Raw genomic sequence first — 14935 nt, forward strand, 5'->3', positions numbered from 1 at the left:
CGGGGGTCATGGTTCTCGATTCGGTCCGGTGAGGTGCGTGCGAGCGAGCTCGGCGACTGCATGCGCCAGATGAGGGTCTTCTCCGCGGGCGAGTCCTGCGTACTCCACAAGGACGGTGCCGTCGTCCTGCGCTGTCGCTTTCACCCATACGCGGCGGCGAGCGACGAAGAGCGAGGTGAGAAGACCGGCGACGATGAGGATGGAGAAGACGAGGACCCAGGATTCCGTCGGGTCCGCGTTGATGTCGAACGACGCGAAACGCAGGACACTCTCACCGCCAGTGGCCGCGGAATCGGCGGCGTCGAACGAGATACTGCCCAGGCCCCCGGGGAGCTCGGCTGTCTCTCCGGGTTGCAGGCGGAGGGAGGCCGTGCCGGTGGATCCGCCGGTGACCCGGGTCAGGTCATCCGTGTTCAGCGTGTAGACGGACGCGGGGATCCCGCCGTCGAGGCCAAGGTCACCGGTGAAGACGTCGAGGGAGAGCACGGGCAGGACGAGGTCGGGATAGTTAGAGGTGGAAGCGCCGGACGGCAGCTCCGCTTCGCTGGGATAGAAGAACCCGGTCATGCCGACCTGGGTCGCGAGCCCGTCGGGGACTTTGACGACACCGATGGAGGTCATGTTCGAGTCCTGCGGCAGGAACGGGACGGGCTCCGAGAAAACGATCCGTCCGCCGGGATCTCGCATCGTGATGGTCGGGGCGTACCCGTTGCCGAGAAGGTAGATGTTGCTGCGTCCGACGGAGATCGGTTCGTTGACCTTGATCCTCGACGACTCTGCATCGGAGGGACCCAGTCTTGTGCTCACGGAGGCGGTGAAATCGATCGGCTGCCCCAGGGCGCTGCGATTCTCTTCCTCGTAGGTGACGGACAGATCCTCCAGCTTGAGAGTGAAGGGGTCCAGTTGCTCGGGAACGAAGAACCGGCCCGGGTTGAAGGAGTCGTACGAGGCGAGGGTGTTCGAGAGGGACTGGCCCTCCACGATCACCCGCTGGCCGGCGTACCCGAAGCCGCCGCCGAAGCCCACGCACACGAGAAGGCCGACCAAAGAGAGGTGGAAGACGAGGTTTCCCGTCTCGCGCAGGTAGCCGCGCTCCGCCGCGACGCTCGCGACCACGCGACCGTGTCGCTCCGTGTCGTAGCGGGCGGTGCGGTATCCCGCCTTCCTCAGCCTCACCTGCGCTGAGGTGATGGACTCACCGGCCGTCGGCTCCTCCACGACAGCAGTGCGGTAACCCACGAGACGTTCAAGTCGCACGGGAGTCTTGGGTGGGAGCGCGCGCAGAGCAGCCACGTGGTGCTTCGTTCGAGGGATGACGCAGCCGATGAGAGAGACGAAGAGAAGAAGGTAGATGCTGGAGAACCAGATCGACGTGTAGGTGTCGAACGCCTGCACCTTCTCCAGCAGCGGTGCGATGTCGGGGTTGTTGATGAAGTACTGCGCAACACCGTTCGGGTCCGATGAACGCTGCGGCACCAACGACCCCGGGATCGAGGCGATCGCGAGCAGCAGGAGCAGGAACAGCGCGGTCCGCATGCTGGTCAGTTGCCGCCAGACCCAGCGGATCCACCCCACCGGACCGAGCCTGGGCTCACGTATCTCGCCGCGGTCCTCAGCGACCGCGTCGATGTGATCCGCAGGCCGGCTCGGGCCCACAGCCAAGCCCGCCTCAGCATCAGAACGGCTGCGGGACGATGCGCTGTCGGTCATTTGACCGGCTCCTCAAGTGGATCGGGGGTCGGTCAGTCGAAGAGGTTGCTCAACCAGCTCTCGCGACCACGGCGGCGCCCGTCACCCTGGTCCCCGCGTCCGTGATCACGATCGCGGTCGCCCCCATGCCCTCGATCCCGGTCGCTGCCGTGTCCGCGATCACCGCGATCATGATCGTCGCGGCGCGACGGTGTGCCGTACGGCTGGCGGGCGTCGTCAGATGAGGCGACGGACCGTTCGATGATCTTGTCGATTTCACCGCGGTCCAGCCACACACCGCGGCATTGCGGGCAGTAGTCGATCTCGATGCCGGAGCGCTCGGAGATGACGAGGGTCGTGTTGTCGAGGGGGCACTGCATGGGAAGCCTTTCGCCGAGAGGGGTGAGGGTTCAGTCGTTGACGGGCACGCGGATGATGAGCCCAGCGGCGACAGCGATGCCGATACCGACCAGGTGCAGTGACGACCAGATGACGTCGAGGAAGGTGAAGGGGAGGATGGGGTTCCACAGCACGACCATCGGTGCGAGCCCGATCAGCCACCACCAGGCGCGGGCTTGGATCGCGAACCACGACATCACCGCCGCGAGGATCGCGACGGTGTAGAGCACGAAGATGTACTCCTCGGTGCCCACGAGTGCCAGCCCGGCGAGCAGCACGATCGCGAGGATGATTCCCGGCGCCAGAGCCATCTTCGCCCTGCTGCGATCCGGGTATCGAGAGGCCGCAGCTCGAGAAGGCGTTCGCCCCTGGTGGGAGCGGGGAGCGGGCCCTCGTCCGGTGCGGCGCCGGCTCTTCGATGGTCGGCTCATCTGCCGATCATACGATCATTCGACACTGACCGCTGTAAGGTCAGTGCATGCTGACTATTGCTTCGCGTCTCGACGTCATGAATCGGTTGGGCCGAGCGATGGCGGATCCCACTCGTTCCCGGATCCTGCTGTCGCTCATCGAGCAGCCGGGTCATCCGGGAGAGCTGGCGGAGGCTCTGGGGTTGACCCGTTCTAACGTGTCGAACCATCTGACGTGTCTGCGTGGGTGCGGAATCGTCGCAGCGATCCCGGAGGGCCGCAGCACGAGATACGAGATCGCGGATCCTCACCTCTCGAAGGCACTGATGGTGATGCTCGACGTCGTACTCGCTGTGGAAGACGGTGCAGGGTGCACGGACGAGAACTGCGACGTCCCGATGTGCTGCGAGGTGAACGCGTGAGCGCTGAGTGCTGCGGCGACGGTGACGAGTCTGCTGCCTCTCGACGGGTCGTCAGGGCGCGGCCGCGACCGACCGGGGATGCGTGCTGCGCCGTGGAGGAGACTCCGGCCGTGGTGACCCTCGGTAAAGGTCCGGTACCCGCTGACTCCCACATGCACGATGAGGGCGGTGAGGATGACGAGCACTCCGACGGGGATGAGCTCGCGCCGTGGTGGCGCGATCGAGGTGTCCTGATCCCGGTCGCGGCCGGAGTTCTGCTCGCGGTCGGCTACCTCCTCGAGTGGACCGGGTTCCCGGTCGCGGGAACGATCGTGCTGGCGGCGAGCCTGCTGGCTGGAGCGTCGACGTTCGTTCCGAGCGCGGTGCGGCGCCTGCTGCGCGGGAAGCTCGGTGTGAGCCTGCTGATGACGATCGCGGCCGTCGGCGCGGTCCTCCTCGGCCACGTCGGAGAGGCCGCCGCCCTGGCCTTCCTGTTCTCCATCGCGGAAGCCCTTGAAGACCGGGCGATGGACAAGGCGCGCGACGGGTTGCGGGCGCTGCTCGATCTGATCCCGCAGACGGCAACCGTCTCCCGTCTGCACGGCGACGTGACCATTCCGGCGCGGGAGCTGCGCGAGCTCGACATCCTCGTCGTCCGTCCGGGTGAGCGGGTGGCAACCGATGGTGTCGTGGTGTCGGGGCGCAGCAGCCTGGACACGTCTGCGATTACCGGCGAGTCGATACCGGTCGAAGTGGGTCCAGGCGACGCCGTTACCGCCGGTTCCATCAACGGGGGCGGTGCTTTGCAGATCGAGGCGACCGCCGCTGGAACCGACAACTCGTTGACGACGATCGTGAAGCTCGTCGAGCAGGCCCACGCACGAAAGGGTGACCGCGCCCGTCTGGCTGATCGCATCGCGAAGCCTCTCGTGCCCGCCGTGTTGATCCTCTCCGCAGGCATCGCCCTGTTCGGTGTCCTGATCGGGGACCCGGGGACGTGGACGGAGCGCGCTCTCGTGGTCCTCGTCGCCGCCTCGCCGTGCGCTCTGGCGATCGCCGTTCCGGTGACCGTCATCTCCGCGATCGGCTCGGCGAGCCGGTTCGGTCTGATCATCAAGTCCGGCGAAGCCTTCGAACGACTGGGCACGGTGCAACTCGTCGCGTTCGACAAGACGGGCACTCTCACCCGCAACAGCCCCATCGTCACTCATGTCGCCACCGCGGACGGCGTCACCCGCGACGAGGTCCTCGCCCTCGCGGCAGCACTGGAGAAACGCAGCACCCATCCCCTCGCTGCGGCGATCGTCGCGGCGGCACCCCTCCACCCTCAGGCAGATGATGTCGTCGAGCATCCTGGAGACGGCCTCACGGGCACTGTCGACGGCACCCCGATCCGGGTGGGAAGCCCGCGCTGGGTGCCCGCCGACGCTCTCACCGCGCAGCTCGAATCGATGGAATCCGAAGGGATGACAGCGGTCGTCGTCGAACAGGCCGATTCGGTTCTGGGCATCATCGGCATCCGAGACGAACTAAAGCCGGAAGCGGCCGCCACCATCGCGGAACTCAAACGTCATCACATCGGCGCCCTGATGCTCACCGGCGACAACACCCGCACCGCGCACGCCCTCGCGCAGCAGGCCGGGATCTCCGAGGTGCGTGCGGAGCAGAAGCCTGACCAGAAGGCCGCGGCGATCGAGGAGTTCCGTCGGCATCGACGAGTCGCGATGATCGGTGACGGGATCAACGACGCGCCCGCGCTGGCGACCGCGGATGTAGGAATCGCGATGGGCGCCACCGGGTCCGCGGCCGCCATCGAATCCGCAGATGTCGCCTTCACCGGCACGGACCTGCGCCTGATCCCCGCCGCGCTGCTCCACGCCAGACGCGGTCGACGCATCATGACCGCGAACCTGATCCTCGCTCTCGGCGTGATCATCGTCCTCTTCCCCCTCGCTCTCACCGGTGTGCTGGGGCTGGCAGGAGTGGTCCTCGTGCACGAGCTGGCGGAGGTCGTCATCATCGCCAACGGAGTGCGCGCGGCCCGCCGCCACACCCCGCTCACTCCACAGCCCGCGCTACAAGCGAGCAGCCGGTGACATCACTGACCGAGCTCACGGGAGTCTGCGCCGCCGCCCGGACACGGCGCCGTCCGACGCGTCTTCGGAGAGGACTGCTACTGTCCCCCCTCGAGCGCCTCGGCATCCCGCCCAAGGTGTTCACGGCACAGCGTGGCGCGCCGGTCCCGAGGCGTGTCGCCTCCCGCACCGCCCCCTGACGGTTTGGATACCACCTTGGCCGACCCCGCCGCTACCTCCTCCGACTCTGCGAACCCTCCCGAGACATCACCTCGTCGGCCGAGTCGGCGGACCGTGATCCTGGGAGCCGTGAGCGCGGGCGTCGGCGTCGCCGTGCTCGGTGCCGGCGGCTACGCCGCGTACCAGGCTCTTGCACCCCGCGACTCCGACGTCGCCGGTGTCGCTGGCGACCCGGAGGCGATGCCTGCGGAGCGTGAGCTGCTGGCGGGCGTCCCTGAGCCTGTCCCCTCGTTCGGGCCCAACGGCACCCACTGGCCCTCCCGGACGCCGTGGATCACCGGCGATGTCGACCTTGAGGTGGAGGTCGAGTGCTCGTGGTCCGCGATCAGCGACGCGATCACCGCCGCAGTGGAGGGGACGGGTCCGTCCGAGACGGTGCGGATCCTCGTCGCTCCCGGCGAGCTCGCCGGCGACGGCGCAGGGTCGAGTTCGTCACCGATGATGCAGGACGTCGGATCCCTCGACCGTGAGAACCGCATTCTCGTCTACCCCCGTGACGGTTGGGGCACGGTCACCACCAGTGACGCCTGGCGTCTTCTGCGCGTGCACGGCGTCGCCGTGGGCGGCATCGTCACCACCGGGGGGTTCCTCGCCTCCGGCTGCACCGGTTCTGCGTTCACCCGCATCACGACCACCGCGTACAACGTCTACGGCATCGACGACGTCGAGTTCACTGAGAACATCGAGCTCGTCGAGATCGTCGTCCCGGACGCGCAGCTGCGAGACGAAGACGTGTCCAGCATGCGCACCCCCACGGATGGCGCCGGCGGTCTGCGTTTCATCTACCGCATCGGCTGCCACACCGCTCCTGCCTACAAAGCGGACGGATCCGACGCCCACACCGACACGGTCCAGCTCTCTGGGCAGGGAGGCAACTACTACGGCGACATCACGAGCATCGACTGCATCGACTTCGCCTCCTCGAATACGGCGTTCCAGATCGGCTCGGCCGCGGGAGTGCGCTTCGAGCACTGCCTCGTCGTGGGCGCAGAGACGGTCCAGCGGGTCTTCCCGCTGCTGGAGGGCGCCGACACCGGTGGGAACTTCGGCGCGGTGAACGGCCCCGGAACCGACTTCGGCTGCACCGCCGTGGACAGCATCTTCATCGGACCGGTGGGAGCGGCGACCTGGGCGTCCGTGTCGAACTCCACCGTCGGCTACGAGAGCACCGGCGACGCCCCCCAGGACGGCGAATGGATCATCGACCCGTCGATCCTCGGCTGGAGCGCGGATGATGTCCGCGAGCGCAGCCCCGCGATCACGGGCGACTACCTCACCTCCATCTGGACCTAACTCGGTGACAGGACGGATCGCGGTCGGCTGGACAACCGGCAGGAGCTCGGGGGCGTCGGCCAGTAGCCTGTGCCGAGAGCGGCGCGACGCGATATCGCGATCCCGCTGCTCGAGTGGACGGGTGATGTGATGACGACTCGCGGCGCGCGGACCGTGCGCGGCATCGTCGCTGCGCTCGTTGCGACACTGCTCGCGTTGGTGTCTCACTCGATCGCTGACGGATCAGCCCCCAGCCGGCTCGGCGTTCTCCTGGCACTCGCGTTCGCGGTCCCGGTGTGCATCGCTCTCGCCGGCCGACGGCTCTCGCGCGTGCGCCTGAGCGTGTCGGTGCTGATCAGCCAGTTCGCGTTCCACGCGGCGATGATGCTGGGCAATCCGGCGACCACACCCGCGTCGCCCGCCGCGCCGGAGCGCGCCGGGCACCACCAGAACGCGGGCGTTCCGGCTCTTGACCTGGCGAACTCTGTGACCCACGCGGACCACAACACCCTCATGTGGGGAGCGCACCTCCTTGCCGCGATCGCGACGATCTTCGCGCTGCGGATGGGCGAACGCGCGTTCTGGAGCATCCTCCGGCGTCAACGGTTCGAGACGGTTCAGGCGTTGTTCGCGTTCACGCTCGAAGCGGTACCCACCGGCGAGAGAGCCCCGGCGACTGCTGCAGTGACGGTGCGCCCGCGGCTGGTGACGTTGTCGACGATGAGGCATCGAGGGCCGCCGGTCGCTGCTGCCTGAGCGCAGCCACCGCCCGCACTCTTCTCACCCTTCTCGGGCTGCTTCGTCGCGCCCGCCCCACGGAAAGATTTTCTTGTGTCCACACGATTCACTCTCACCGCGGTGACCGCGCTCAGCGCCGGCATCGCCCTTGCAGTAGCCGCCCCGCTCTCCGCGTCCGCGCACATCAGCATCACCCCGAACGCCACCGATCCAGGAGCCTCGGAGAACTTCACGTTCAAAGCCGTGAACGAGTCCGAGACCGCGATGACGACCGCGGTGACCGTGTCCCTCCCGACCGACACTCCGATCGTGTCGGTGCGCTACCTGCCGACCCCGGGGTGGAGTACGTCGGTCGTGGAGAGCACACTCCCGGAACCGGTGACGGTCGGCGGGAACGAGATCATCGAGGCGCCGACCAGCATCGTCTTCACCGCTGATGCGGGGAGCGAGATCCAGCCGGGTCAGTTCATGCAGTGGACCGTCTCGCTGGGCCCGATCCCGGAGACCGGGAGCCTGCTGCTCCCGGCCGTGCAGTCCTACAGCGACGGGACGAGCGTCGACTGGGTCTCGACCGCGGAGGAGGTCGAGGCCGATACCTCGTTGAAGTCCGCCCCTGTGCTCTACGTGCAGGACGAACCGGCTGAAGACGATCACGGCGGATCGAGCACCACCGCCGATTCCACCGATAGCGTCGACGCCACGGCGTCTGCGTCCGGGATGGGTGCTGAGTCGGGCCTGGCCCTCGGGCTGAGCATCGCGGCCCTGCTGCTCGGGGTGGTGGGGGCTGCGTTCGGCGCCATCGCCCTGTTCGGTCGGAAGCGAGCGCGCGGATGACCGGTCGCCTCGCCGGGAGGGCCGCGGTCACTGCAGCCGCGACGCTGCTGCTCGCCCTGGTCGTAGCGCCCGCGGCTGCAGCTCACGACTCGGTGCTCGGCAGCAGCCCCTCCCCCGACGAGCAGGTGACGGAGGTGACGGAGGTCTCGTTGTCCTTCAATGACACCCTGCTGGATCTGGGAGGCGCGAGCAACGCGTTCGCGATCCAGGTGCTCGGCCCGGACGGCCGCTACTACTCGGGGGGATGCGTCGCCTTGGACGGGTCCACCGTGTCGGTGCCGGCGGCGCTCGGGGCGCCGGGCGAGTACGAGGTGCGGTGGCAGGTGGTGTCCTCCGACGGTCACCCGACCTCCGACAGCTACACCTTCGACTACGCTCCCGACGCTGCCGCGCCCGCCGCCGAGGGCGCCGCAACGGCTGCCCGCTGCGGAACCGATGGTGAGAGCGAGAGCACCACGCAGACTCCAGCTGCCGCGTCCGATTCGGGGTTCGATGCGGCTCCGGTGATCACGGGGCTGTCCATCGGAGTCGGCGCGATAGCGGTCGCGACGGCGATCACGGTCTTCGTGATCGGCCGGATGCGACGCCGCAGCTGACCCGACGGGCCCGCCCCCGCTTGGGGCGGGCCCGTCATCCCCTGACAACGTACGAACGAACGAAGGGCACGCTGATGACCCTCGCGTCGCTGTTCGCGAGCCTCCCGGACGCGCCGCCGTCCCTGGACAGCTTCCTCACTCTCTCCGCCAGCGCATTCCCGGTCTGGGGCTTGTTCGGGATCCTGCTGGCGGGCGTGTACGTCATCGGGGTCGCGCGGCTCTGGTGGACGCGGCGACGGTGGCCGTGGTGGCGGATGGTGAGCTTTCTCCTCGGGTGCGCGATCCTCGTGGTCACGATGGCCAGCGGTCTGGAGGACTACGGCCGGGAGATGTTCTCGATCTTCATGTTCCAGCAGCTGACGTTGATGATGGCCATTCCGCCGCTGCTCGTGCTCGGCTCGCCGGGCACCCTCCTGCTGCGCGCGACACCGCATCGATGGCCGGGACGCGTCGTGCTGCTCACCGCTCTCGCGCTGCTGCGTGCGCGCACGTCACGGCTGCTGTTGCATCCGGGGTTCACCATTCCGCTGTTCCTGCTGCTGTTCTACGGGCTGTACTTCAGCGATCTGGACGAGTTGCTGCTGGACAGTGCTGCCGGTCATCTCGGGTTGGAGGTGCTGTTCTTAGCAGCCGGTGTCGTGTTCGCTGTTCCGCTGCTGTCGGCGGATCCGCTGCCGGTGCGTCAGACGCATCTGGGGCGCATGTTCGACCTGTTCGCGGAGATGCCGTTGCACGCGTTCTTCGGGGTCATCGTCATGATGTCCGCGAGCGCGTTCGTCGCCGCGTTCCAGGCTCCGGCGTCGTGGGGAGTGGATCCGATCGCGGACCAGCAGATCGCGGGCGCGCTCGCGTGGTCCTACGGGGAACTGCCGAGCCTGCTGATCGTGCTGCTGCTGCTCGTGCGGTGGCAGCGGGATGACACTCGGGCCGCTCGAGCGGCGGATCGCGCCGGAGATGAGAACGGCACCCCAGACCTGGATGCGTACAACGAGTACCTGCAGGGCTTGAATCGGCGGGCAGGTGCCCCTCAATCACCACCCGACGTGCGCTGACGCCGTGACGAGGCGGGCCGTCGGATGCCACTCAGAGTGAGGACGGCGGCCGCCAGGACAGGTGCGAGGACGCTGAGGGTGATACCGCCTGCAAGAGCGGTACGCAGGGACATCGCTGGAGTGACGGCGGCGACCAGGGGCACTGTGTCGGTGAAGGCTCCGGGGGTGAACGCCGGGATCCGGGCCCCCGTGGAACCGTCGGGGAGGATCGTCTGGCTCTGCCCGACGGTGGAGACGTTGACGATCGTCCTGCCGGTCTCGATCGCGCGCACGCGAGCGATCGCGAGTTGCTGCGCGGACTCGTCGGTGCGCCCGAAATCGGCGTTGTTGGTCTGCGCGAAGATGACCTGCGCGCCTCCGGCGATCATCTCGTCGAAGAGACGGTCATCGACGATGTCAAAACACAGCGACACTCCGGCGATGGTGCCGGCGACCGCGACCGCCGGTGAGAGCGCACCGATCTCGTAGTCCCGCTGTACCAGGCCGATCAGATCCGGTGCCAGACGCGACCAGAACGCTCGGTCTGGGACGTACTCCCCGAACGGCACCGGATGCTTCTTGTCATAGAGACCAGCGGCTCCATCCGGTGTCCAGACGAGGGAGCTGTTGTAGTAGCGGCCCTCGCGGGTGGTGATCGCTCCGACGATCACCGGCGCTTCAAGCTCGGCAGCGAGCGCGGAGAGTCGCCGGGCGGTCGCCGGTGAAGTGAGAGGGTCCTCGTCCATGCTGTTCTCCGGCCACAGCACGACGTCCGCGACCCCCGCCGTTCGCGGGGTGGCGTTGATCTGCGCGTCGAGCAGCTCACCCGGATCTCGGGCATCGAAGTAACCGGCGGGCCCCGCCCCCTGCACGGCCGTGACGCGCAGCTGCCCGGTCGGCACTGCCTCCCACACGGGCACCGCCACCAGCGCGGCCCCGACTGCTGTCGCCGCCAGAGCAAGGACCGCCGGCCGGTCCGGGAGCCACTGCTGCAGCTGCAACAGGAACACGATGCACGCGACGACAACGAAACTGAAGCCGCTCACCCCGACCCAGGCGATCACGGGAGAGAGCGGACTCTCCGACTGCGAGTACGCCAGCCTGCCCCACGCGAACCCTCCGTACGGCCACGACCCGGCAACGACCTCCCGACCCACCCATACGCCGGCGACACCTACGGGGAGCAGGATCAGCCGCCCCAGCCGGGTCGGCCAGAATCGTTCGATCAGAGACCACAGTCCCGAGATCGCGCCCGCGCCCACCGCGAAGAACGCGGCTTCGAGGAGCGAGAGCGCCAGCCACGGGACAGGGCCGAGGTACTCCGACGTCCAGGCGACGTGGGTGAGGTAGAACACGGTTCCCGTGACCGCACCGAGCACCGCTCCCGCCCGAATCGTCCGGCCGCGCAAGAGCGTCATCAACACGGCCACACCGAGCAGGGTCGCCGGCCACACGCTCACACCCGGGAAGCCCGCATCCAACAACACGCCCGCGAGAGCAGCCCTCACCAGATCCAGGGCGCGACTCGACCGGGCCGGCGCGCGAAGCGGCACGCTCACTCGAACCGGCACACTCAGGGACAGGCGGGCGATCACTCAGCAGCCGGCGGCTCACCGCCGACGCTCGCAGTGCTCGGCGTCGTCCGGCGCACGAGGAAGAGGACGACGACCGCGAGCACCACGAAGAATCCCAGCGCGATGCCCACCAGCACGAACGCCGGGATGGGGGCGACGTAGGGAGCGAACAGAGACTCCGGCGCGGCTGAGACCGTCGCGGTGTTCGCGCAGGCCGGCGGCTGAGCGACGCCAGTCCTCGCCGCGGTCTCAGCGGGGCGCTCGTACGTGAAGCCGTACTCCGCGGTCGAGACGTGCCCGTCCTCGGTGACGATCTTCGCCGCCACGAGGTACCGGCCGCTCTCGCCCAAAGCGATGCCGGTGGTCACGGACTCGTTGTTCACATCGGCGCAGCCGTTGGAGTAGAACAGGTTGTCGTCTTCTCGCACCACCTGCACGAGTGAGACGTTGTTGGTCGGGTCGGAACCGACCTCATGCCCGAAGGTGAGCGTGACTTCCGACGGTGCCACGGTGACTGTCGCGTCCGCGGAGGGACTGCTGGATTGAACTCCCGTGTGAGCCGCTGCAGGCGCAGCCGGAAGTAGCACGGCGAGTGCAGCAACGGCAGCCAGGACGACGCCGAACAGGACGGGGCGACCCCGTCGGGTGGGGGCGGAGAGCGGCATCAAGTCGTCCTGTTCCGTGTAGCGGGGCTCTCCAAGGCGGAGACGCGGGAAGGAGCGTAGTCTGCGACCCGTCCGCTGATGATCTTCGATCCCTAACCTCGTAGCCACCAACAGCTGTTCTTGGTACGCTACGTCGAAATTTGCCTGCCTACACCGCAGGCTTCTTCGACGCTACCGGGAAGATGCCATCGTGACGAACCTGCAACCAGACGCCTCGCGCGCTGGTGTGCAGCGAACCCTCACGCTGCTCTTCCTCGTCGTCCTGACCGCGCTCGCGCTGCTGCTCGGACATCCTCTCGAGCGCCTCCACGACGCGGTCCCCGCCGACACCACGGTCGCCGCAGCCGCGACGACGACGGGGGACGCCGAAGTTCTCACCTCGAGCGTGGCAGCGCTCACCGATGCCGCGACGCTGGGTGGTGTCGCTGAGCTGTGCGCGCTGCTGGCGGTCGTCTGCGCGGTCATCGTGATCGTCGTCGCCCTCGCCGCCCGCGCACGGCCCGGGCAGGGCTCCATCGCCAGTACGGCACCACCGGCATCCGCACCGTCGTTCTTCACGACCGCTGCACGAGCACGGCTGAGCCTCTCCGCCAGCTGCGTCCCTCTTCGGCTGTAGGCCGTCGCCGCCGATCTGAGCCCCGTCTCGATCGGCGCGCACTTGCGCGCCCGCGACACGGAGTCAGGTCACGACGACCGACCTCTCGCCGACCCTGGACGTGCAATGCCCCTCTCTTCCTCCGTTCCCCCGCCCACCCCCGGAACCCGCCGCGCCGCCATCGCGCTCGAACACCGAACCCGCCCGCCCCGTCGCCGACCGGCCCGTCCGACGCCGCAGCCCCAACCAATCTCCCGCCGAGTCCTCCCGGCGGCGGCCGCGTTCTCCGCGATCGCGCTCGCCACCGTCATGGCCCTCCCGGGCACGCTGCTGCCCGCCTCCAGTGCGGCCGCCTCGCAGACCCCGGGAGTCGCCGCCGCGGTCAGCGCGCAAGCCTTCGTCGCCTCCGACCTGCCTGACAGCATCGTCATCCGCGACAACTTCACGGCCGCCGCTGCACCCGCACGCATCGTCGAGGTCACCACCGAGACGACCGACGCCGTGGGCCCCCTCGACGCAAGTGACGACGATTCGGAAGCAGCGACCGAGACCGGGTCCACGGCGACCGAGCTCTCCAGCGGCTCCGTGCGCTGGCCCTTCCCTGTCGGCGTGCGCATCTCCGATGACTACGGCCCTCGAGTGGCGCCGTGCAGCGGCTGCTCCACCTTCCACAAAGGCCTGGACATGACCCCCGGCGCCGGCACTCCGATCAGCGCCGTCGCCGACGGCGTGGTCCGCGAGACCGGCGAGACCGACACCGGATTCGGCAACTACGCCGTCATCGACCACGTTGTCGACGGCGAACTCGTGAGCACCCTCTACGCCCACATGGAGTGGGGATCCCTCACCGTCACCGAAGGGCAACCCGTGAAAGCCGGTCAGCGTCTGGGCGCAGTCGGCTCCACCGGCCAGAGCACCGGCCCCCACCTGCACCTCGAGGTGTGGGAAGGCGGCACCGACCCCATCGACCCCTACGCCTGGCTCTCGAACAATGCGGGATAGAACCGCACCGCGATCCACCGACAAGTGCAAGACTGTTCATATGTTCACTAATGCAGCTATTAAGGGTGGTGCTCGTGGGATCTGATCACGCTCACGGGTCCGCCGTGTCCGCCGCCGGCAAGCACCGCCGGCCCCTCGTCATCGCGTTCTGCCTCACCGCGGCGTACATGGTGGTCGAGTTCGTCGTCGGGTTCTCCGTCAACTCGCTCGCGCTCATCTCCGACGCCGCCCACATGGGCACCGACGTCCTCGGGCTCGGGATGGCGCTGGCGGCGATCACGCTCGCCTCCCGCCCCGCGACCTCACAGCGCACCTACGGCTTCTACCGGCTCGAGGTCCTCGCGGCGTTGGCGAACGGGATCCTGCTGTTCGCGGTCGCCGGGTACGTGATCTTCGAGGCCGTGCAGCGCTTCTCCGAACCGCCCTCGGTCCCGGGAGCACCACTGCTGATCACCGCGGTGATCGGGCTGATCATCAACCTGATCAGCTTCCGGCTGCTGATGGCGGGATCGAAGGAGAGCCTGAACCTCAAGGGCGCCTACCTCGAAGTGATGGGCGACCTGCTCGGATCCGTCGGCGTGATCGTCGCCGCGATCATCCTGCTCACCACCGGCTGGCCGTACGCGGACCCGATCATCGGTGTCGGCATCGGACTGTTCATCCTGCCCCGCACCTGGAACCTCACCCGCCAGGCGCTGCGGATCCTGATGGAGTCCGCTCCCGACGACGTCGACATGCCCGCCATTCAGCGCGACGTCCTCGCCGTGCCGGGCGTGGTCGCGCTGCACGATCTGCACGTGTGGACCATCACCTCCGGGATGGACAGCGCGAGCGGGCACATCGTCCTCGAACGCGGCGCCGACTACGAGAAGGTCCTCGCCGGGGTCCTCGTCGTCCTCAAGGACACCCACCACATCGAGCACGTCACCATCCAGTGCGAGCCCGAAGAGTTCTCCGAGACCACGAACCTGATCTAGGCACCGATGAGCACCGACACCCCCGACTCCCCGCCCGCAGCGCCCGTCACCGCGCTTCCTGTCGACGCGATGCCCTCGACCTCGATGATCGAGGATCTCGCCGACGTCTTCGGGCTCCTCGGCGATCCCGGACGCCTGCGGATCCTCATCACCCTGCTCCCCGGCCCCCGCACCGTCGGCGAGCTCGCCGAGCACAGCGGCCTCAGCCCCTCCGCGACCTCGCACGCGCTGCGGCTGCTGCGCTCGCACCGCGTCGTCGAGGCGCACCGTACCGGCCGGAGCGCGTCGTACACGATCGCCGACGAGCACGTGCGCGAGTTCCTCGAACGCGGTCTCGAGCACATCGGTCACACCGTCCTCGTGCACACGCTCCCCCGCACCTCCCACACCGGGACCGACGAGCGCTCCGGCACGGACTGCTCCCGCGAACCCTGACC

The 14935-nt window shown here is 68.2% G+C and carries 16 protein-coding genes; 11 read left to right on the forward strand and 5 right to left on the reverse strand.

Annotated features, from left to right (window positions below; all coding sequences use genetic code 11):
- Window positions 1-6: 6 nt before the first annotated feature.
- From GSU68_RS18870 to GSU68_RS18880, 3 genes are read right to left on the reverse strand one after another with little or no spacing between them, the layout of a single operon-like run.
- Window positions 7-1710 (reverse strand): cytochrome c biogenesis protein ResB, encoded by a 1704-nt coding sequence (locus GSU68_RS18870; protein WP_132438423.1) that lies wholly within the window; start codon window positions 1708-1710, stop codon window positions 7-9.
- A 32-nt stretch (window positions 1711-1742) separates the two neighbouring features.
- On the reverse strand, window positions 1743-2069 hold the full coding sequence (locus GSU68_RS18875; RefSeq protein WP_132438424.1) for a zf-TFIIB domain-containing protein: 327 nt from the start codon (window positions 2067-2069) through the stop codon (window positions 1743-1745).
- Between the two features lie 30 nt (window positions 2070-2099).
- Window positions 2100-2399 carry a DUF6804 family protein gene (locus GSU68_RS18880; protein ID WP_132438425.1) on the reverse strand — a complete coding sequence of 100 codons (300 nt, stop codon included), beginning with the start codon at window positions 2397-2399 and terminating at the stop codon, window positions 2100-2102.
- Window positions 2400-2566: 167 nt separating this feature from the next.
- Here GSU68_RS18880 and GSU68_RS18885 point away from each other — a divergent pair, with 167 nt between their 5' ends.
- The 7 genes from GSU68_RS18885 to GSU68_RS18915 all read left to right on the forward strand — a co-directional run bounded on the left by GSU68_RS18885 (window position 2567) and on the right by GSU68_RS18915 (window position 9706).
- Window positions 2567-2920 carry a metalloregulator ArsR/SmtB family transcription factor gene (locus GSU68_RS18885; protein WP_056045852.1) on the forward strand — a complete coding sequence of 118 codons (354 nt, stop codon included), beginning with the start codon at window positions 2567-2569 and terminating at the stop codon, window positions 2918-2920.
- A 152-nt stretch (window positions 2921-3072) separates the two neighbouring features.
- Window positions 3073-4995 carry a cation-translocating P-type ATPase gene (locus tag GSU68_RS18890; RefSeq protein ID WP_132438450.1) on the forward strand — a complete coding sequence of 641 codons (1923 nt, stop codon included), beginning with the start codon at window positions 3073-3075 and terminating at the stop codon, window positions 4993-4995.
- Between the two features lie 288 nt (window positions 4996-5283).
- Window positions 5284-6507: a hypothetical protein gene (locus GSU68_RS18895; RefSeq protein WP_132438426.1), complete on the forward strand. Its 1224-nt coding sequence runs from the start codon at window positions 5284-5286 to the stop codon at window positions 6505-6507.
- Window positions 6508-6636: 129 nt separating this feature from the next.
- A complete protein-coding gene (locus GSU68_RS18900; RefSeq protein WP_132438427.1) occupies window positions 6637-7242 on the forward strand; it encodes a hypothetical protein in 606 nt (201 codons plus the stop codon).
- Between the two features lie 75 nt (window positions 7243-7317).
- On the forward strand, window positions 7318-8058 hold the full coding sequence (locus tag GSU68_RS18905; protein WP_132438428.1) for a YcnI family protein: 741 nt from the start codon (window positions 7318-7320) through the stop codon (window positions 8056-8058).
- The gene (locus GSU68_RS18910) at window positions 8055-8654 is read left to right on the forward strand and encodes a copper resistance CopC family protein (protein WP_132438429.1); all 600 of its coding nucleotides are present in this window, start codon (window positions 8055-8057) and stop codon (window positions 8652-8654) included. Before GSU68_RS18905 ends, GSU68_RS18910 begins: the two co-directional genes overlap by 4 nt.
- A gap of 74 nt (window positions 8655-8728) precedes the next feature.
- Window positions 8729-9706 carry a cytochrome c oxidase assembly protein gene (locus tag GSU68_RS18915; protein ID WP_056045869.1) on the forward strand — a complete coding sequence of 326 codons (978 nt, stop codon included), beginning with the start codon at window positions 8729-8731 and terminating at the stop codon, window positions 9704-9706.
- Here the strand turns inward: GSU68_RS18915 and lnt are convergent.
- Together lnt and GSU68_RS18925 are read right to left on the reverse strand one after the other, a co-directional pair.
- A complete protein-coding gene (lnt, locus tag GSU68_RS18920) occupies window positions 9682-11280 on the reverse strand; it encodes an apolipoprotein N-acyltransferase (RefSeq protein ID WP_132438430.1) in 1599 nt (532 codons plus the stop codon). The two genes, GSU68_RS18915 and lnt, sit on opposite strands and share 25 nt — an antisense overlap.
- A complete protein-coding gene (locus GSU68_RS18925) occupies window positions 11277-11924 on the reverse strand; it encodes a copper resistance CopC family protein (RefSeq protein ID WP_159910460.1) in 648 nt (215 codons plus the stop codon). The genes lnt and GSU68_RS18925 overlap by 4 nt, the downstream gene beginning before the upstream one ends.
- A gap of 226 nt (window positions 11925-12150) precedes the next feature.
- Between GSU68_RS18925 and GSU68_RS18930 the strand changes: the two genes are divergently transcribed.
- The 4 genes from GSU68_RS18930 to GSU68_RS18945 all read left to right on the forward strand — a co-directional run bounded on the left by GSU68_RS18930 (window position 12151) and on the right by GSU68_RS18945 (window position 14933).
- Window positions 12151-12540 carry a hypothetical protein gene (locus GSU68_RS18930; protein ID WP_132438432.1) on the forward strand — a complete coding sequence of 130 codons (390 nt, stop codon included), beginning with the start codon at window positions 12151-12153 and terminating at the stop codon, window positions 12538-12540.
- A gap of 288 nt (window positions 12541-12828) precedes the next feature.
- The gene (locus GSU68_RS18935) at window positions 12829-13521 is read left to right on the forward strand and encodes a M23 family metallopeptidase (RefSeq protein WP_159910461.1); all 693 of its coding nucleotides are present in this window, start codon (window positions 12829-12831) and stop codon (window positions 13519-13521) included.
- A gap of 74 nt (window positions 13522-13595) precedes the next feature.
- Complete coding sequence (locus tag GSU68_RS18940) at window positions 13596-14498, forward strand: cation diffusion facilitator family transporter (RefSeq protein ID WP_056045871.1); 903 nt, start codon at window positions 13596-13598, stop codon at window positions 14496-14498.
- Window positions 14499-14504: 6 nt separating this feature from the next.
- A complete protein-coding gene (locus tag GSU68_RS18945; protein ID WP_244259527.1) occupies window positions 14505-14933 on the forward strand; it encodes a metalloregulator ArsR/SmtB family transcription factor in 429 nt (142 codons plus the stop codon).
- Window positions 14934-14935: the final 2 nt, after the last annotated feature.

It is taken from the genome of Rathayibacter sp. VKM Ac-2759 (genome assembly GCF_009834225.1).
Taxonomy (GTDB): domain Bacteria; phylum Actinomycetota; class Actinomycetes; order Actinomycetales; family Microbacteriaceae; genus Rathayibacter.

Bases quoted from the DNA above. Each gene is read 5' to 3' on its own strand.
- GSU68_RS18870 (WP_132438423.1), bottom strand. From the start codon at position 1,710: ATGACCGACAGCGCATCGTCCCGCAGCCGTTCTGATGCTGAGGCGGGC.
- GSU68_RS18875 (WP_132438424.1), bottom strand. From the start codon at position 2,069: ATGCAGTGCCCCCTCGACAACACGACCCTCGTCATCTCCGAGCGCTCC.
- GSU68_RS18880 (WP_132438425.1), bottom strand. From the start codon at position 2,399: ATGGCTCTGGCGCCGGGAATCATCCTCGCGATCGTGCTGCTCGCCGGG.
- GSU68_RS18885 (WP_056045852.1), top strand. From the start codon at position 2,567: ATGCTGACTATTGCTTCGCGTCTCGACGTCATGAATCGGTTGGGCCGA.
- GSU68_RS18890 (WP_132438450.1), top strand. From the start codon at position 3,073: ATGCACGATGAGGGCGGTGAGGATGACGAGCACTCCGACGGGGATGAG.
- GSU68_RS18900 (WP_132438427.1), top strand. From the start codon at position 6,637: ATGACGACTCGCGGCGCGCGGACCGTGCGCGGCATCGTCGCTGCGCTC.
- GSU68_RS18910 (WP_132438429.1), top strand. From the start codon at position 8,055: ATGACCGGTCGCCTCGCCGGGAGGGCCGCGGTCACTGCAGCCGCGACG.
- GSU68_RS18915 (WP_056045869.1), top strand. From the start codon at position 8,729: ATGACCCTCGCGTCGCTGTTCGCGAGCCTCCCGGACGCGCCGCCGTCC.
- GSU68_RS18925 (WP_159910460.1), bottom strand. From the start codon at position 11,924: ATGCCGCTCTCCGCCCCCACCCGACGGGGTCGCCCCGTCCTGTTCGGC.
- GSU68_RS18935 (WP_159910461.1), top strand. From the start codon at position 12,829: ATGGCCCTCCCGGGCACGCTGCTGCCCGCCTCCAGTGCGGCCGCCTCG.
- GSU68_RS18945 (WP_244259527.1), top strand. From the start codon at position 14,505: ATGAGCACCGACACCCCCGACTCCCCGCCCGCAGCGCCCGTCACCGCG.